The following is a 3,684-nucleotide window of genomic DNA, read 5'->3' on the forward strand; positions in this document are numbered from 1 at the left end:
TTTGAAAATTTCACATTAATAGGTGATGCAGCACATCCTATGAGTCCATTTAAAGGTCAAGGAGCAAATCAAGCACTTCTTGATGCGTTGTCTTTAGCTCGTGCGATTACAAAATATGCTGGACCTTATTCAGATTGGAAAAACTCTGGGTTAAGAACTACTTTACTTAACAACTTTGAGAAGGAAATGATCAAACGCACTACTCCAAAGGTGAAAGATTCTGCTGCAGCGGCAAATTTTTTACATTCAGAAGTTGCGCTTTATGAAGGTAATGAGCCGCGAGGTCGTGTTTTAAAAAGAACAAATTCTGAATCAGAATAACACTCATCATTTATAAAAGACTCATAATGTTGACCTTGAAGCTCAAAAGAGATTTTGGCACGCTGGTTGATTATACTATTGCGTAGGTACAAAGAAGTACAGACATTAAAATATATAATTATGAAAAAGCTATTCACCTTAACATTTGTTTTTCTTCTTGTTGGAATTGGTTTTTCAAAAGCTGAAACAAGCGAAGAAGATCGCAGATACCGTAATTATACTAATAACTTTATCTTCAACATGGAAGGCATTGAGTTTGCGGTATTTCCAGACGGTCAGTTTGACTTCAATTACTTACAAGATAGAAACGGAGTAAGCGTTTTTATTAATAACGGCAACACACAAGTATCCTTTAATACTGGGTACGATTACAATCGTTTTGTACAGTATGATACTTACGGAGCTGTAATACAAATAGAGCAAATACCTGTTTATTATGACGCTTATGGACGTGTGAACCAGATAGGAAACGTAAACATATTTTATAATAACGGTTATGTAAACCGTATAGGAAATTTAAACGTTTTTTATAGTCGTCCAGGAGTTATTAATTACCATACTGGTTTTATTAATACGTTTAATAGGCACTACGTATATCAACCATGGCATAATTATTATGCAGTACCATTTGTGAACAGATGTATTGTTTATAACACACCATATAGAGCGGCATATTTTCCTATTCGTTATTCATGGTCGTACCATAGAAACTACTGGAATACGCCTACTTACTATAACGGATTCTATACAAGAGGAAACGTAGGACGTCATTTCTACAGACCTTATGACCGAGTAAATTATAGAAGTTTTGAAAGAGGACGTAGAGACGCACGTGGTAGAGCGGTTGCTGTAAACAATAGAGTACAAAGAAATAGACAAGCCATTGCTACAGGACGTAGTCAGGTAACTAGAAACATTACTGGCAGAAGTTCTACTACCTCAAGATCTACAGGTCGAGCAACTGTTGCAACTAGTGGAAGATCTACTAATGCTAGAGCTGCAACAAGAACCACAAGATCAAGTAGAAACACAAATGCGACAGTAGGCAATCGAGTAAATACGAACACAAGAGCAACATCTACTCGTAATAGTTCTAACAGGTCTAATGCAACGAGAACTACAAGATCTAGTAGAAATATAAATGCAACAGTGGGCAATCAAGTAAATACGAACACAAGAGCAACATCTACTCGTAATAGTTCTAATAGATCTAATGTAACGAGAGCCACACGATCTAGTAGAAATACAAATGCGACAGTTGGCAATCGAATAAATACGAATACAAGAGCAACGTCTACTCGCAAAAGCTCTAATAGATCTAATGCAACGAGAGCCACACGATCTAGTAGAAATACAGCTCCTAAAGCAAGTTCTAGAAATACATCTAGAAACTCTAACGCTAGAAGTACAAAAGCGAGATCTACGAGAAATACAAACGCTTCTCGTAGTTCTAGAAGAAAATAAAAAAATATAAGTTCAAAAATCCGATTCGTAACAGAATCGGATTTTTTTATGCGATATATTTATTGATAATGCTATTGATCTCTGTAGACAATTTCATCTTATAGGCGAGCGTGATGTAAATCAAAACAATTAAAGAAGACTTCACCACTATATTTACTACTGGATGCCATGCAAAATCCCAGAAGTAAAATACGCCTATCACTAGCAGAATTAATAATAATGCTTGCCATGTTTTAGAGGTCCATGGATGCATATCGAGTTTTCTGTAGACGTAGTACGCTTTCGCGAAAGCGTAACCCAAATAAGCGATACAAGTTGCTATACCTGCACCGATTATTCCATAAATAGGAATGAGCCACCAGTTGAGAACAATAGCCACTATAGTCAGTGCAAAACCCATCCATAAAGTAACTTTGTACAAGTCGCTGTTGTAGAGAATGGCGTTATTACTACCTAACAGGTTCTCTGAGAACTTAGTTAACGAAATGAGGAAAACTACTGGCAACGCAATATGAGTTTCTGGCTGCATCAAGTTGTAAAACTCATTTAGATTACAGATGATGATGACCATAAGAAACCCAGCGATAATACTTAGGTTTAAAGAACTGCGTTTATAGAGTTGTTCTACATCCTTCATTTGATTGTTATTGAAATGACCTGCTGTTAAAGGATGCGTTATTTGCGCCATACCACGTGCTGGTACTGCAATGATGGTGGCAATAAATATGGCAATGCCGTAATAACCTATCAAATCAATAGCTACATATTGATTGAGCATAAATTTATCGAGATCAATTAAAGCGGTAGAAATAGAGCCTGCCAAAATCATAAAAATACTGTACTGAAAAACTTTTCCCGCATTAGGTAACGAACTGAAATGAAATTGAGGAAAATAAGTTTTAAATGCGATGAGTTTCATAAAAAACACGCGCAAACCATAAATAATAACTAAGCTATAAATAAACTGCTGCTGATCGATGATTTGATATGCTAGTAGTAACAAAGAAACAGTCGCCGCCGCTCGATAGAAAACCTCTTTTAAGAAATTTCCTCCTATGGTTTTCATGTGCACTTTTACCCATGCATAAAAGATTTCAAAATACGCCTGAAAAATAGCTATCAAAGGAATGCACCACAAGTAGGAACCTGTAATTGAATTTTTATCTGAGATGTAAGCTGCAATGGTTTCTTTCGAGACATAAATCAATAATAAAATAGGAATAATAATGAATAAAGGCCACAACAACATTTGAGTTAGAAAAGTATCTCTTTCCTTTTTTGAAGAATAGCTGGAATAGAACTTAACTACCGTATTATGAATTCCAAAAGACATTAAAGGAAAATATAAAAACGCGGTAGATAGAATATAATTCCAAAGCCCGTAATACTCATCACTAAGATAAACTTGAGCAAGAATCAGTACATTCAACGCACCTAGGACAAATCCTATTGCCGTAATGACAAGATTCCAGCCAGATTGTTTGATGACTATTCCCATGTGTAATCTATGGTTTGCGCTAATATCTTAGTAAGATGTGACCTATGATATCTGGATATTTGTTCATTAAAATTGGCCTTATTATCTCCTTTTTTATACAACTCATAAATACTCAAAATATGTTTTTTAAGAGCTGCTTTTTGCTGGTAATTAAAAAACTCTCCAGCGTGAGTATCTGTAAGAAGTAATTCAATATCAGCAGATTTGGGTCCTATTCCTATAATGGGTCTGCGGCTTGCAAAATATTCAAATATCTTACCTGGAATGATGGCTTTAGTTTCTGCTCTATCGATCTCGATAAGTAATAAAGCCTGTGCGTTAAACATCAATTCAACTGCCTCATCGTGTGAAACATACCCTTTATTATCTAGATACTTTTCTAGTTGATTATCTGTAATACT

The 3,684-nt window shown here is 35.5% G+C and carries 3 protein-coding genes and 1 pseudogene; 2 read left to right on the forward strand and 2 right to left on the reverse strand.

The features are described from left to right. Both A9Q93_RS00060 and A9Q93_RS00065 read left to right on the forward strand, forming a co-directional pair. Nucleotides 1-321, forward strand: a 321-nt coding sequence (locus tag A9Q93_RS00060) for an NAD(P)/FAD-dependent oxidoreductase (RefSeq protein WP_303685324.1), incomplete at its 5' end; no start/stop codon positions are given. A gap of 120 nt (nt 322-441) precedes the next feature. Beyond that, nucleotides 442-1,785: a hypothetical protein gene (locus tag A9Q93_RS00065; RefSeq protein ID WP_303685325.1), complete on the forward strand. Its 1,344-nt coding sequence runs from the start codon at nt 442-444 to the stop codon at nt 1,783-1,785. A gap of 46 nt (nt 1,786-1,831) precedes the next feature. Here the strand turns inward: A9Q93_RS00065 and A9Q93_RS00070 are convergent, their stop codons facing one another. Continuing rightward, nucleotides 1,832-3,283 (reverse strand): polysaccharide biosynthesis C-terminal domain-containing protein, encoded by a 1,452-nt coding sequence (locus A9Q93_RS00070; protein ID WP_303685326.1) that lies wholly within the window; start codon nt 3,281-3,283, stop codon nt 1,832-1,834. Continuing rightward, a pseudogene (locus tag A9Q93_RS00075) lies at nt 3,274-3,684 on the reverse strand (glycosyl transferase family 1); the annotation flags it as partial. The pseudogene A9Q93_RS00075 and the gene A9Q93_RS00070, both read right to left, overlap by 10 nt.

This window comes from Nonlabens dokdonensis, assembly GCF_002162835.1.
Lineage (GTDB): Bacteria > Bacteroidota > Bacteroidia > Flavobacteriales > Flavobacteriaceae > Nonlabens > Nonlabens dokdonensis_B.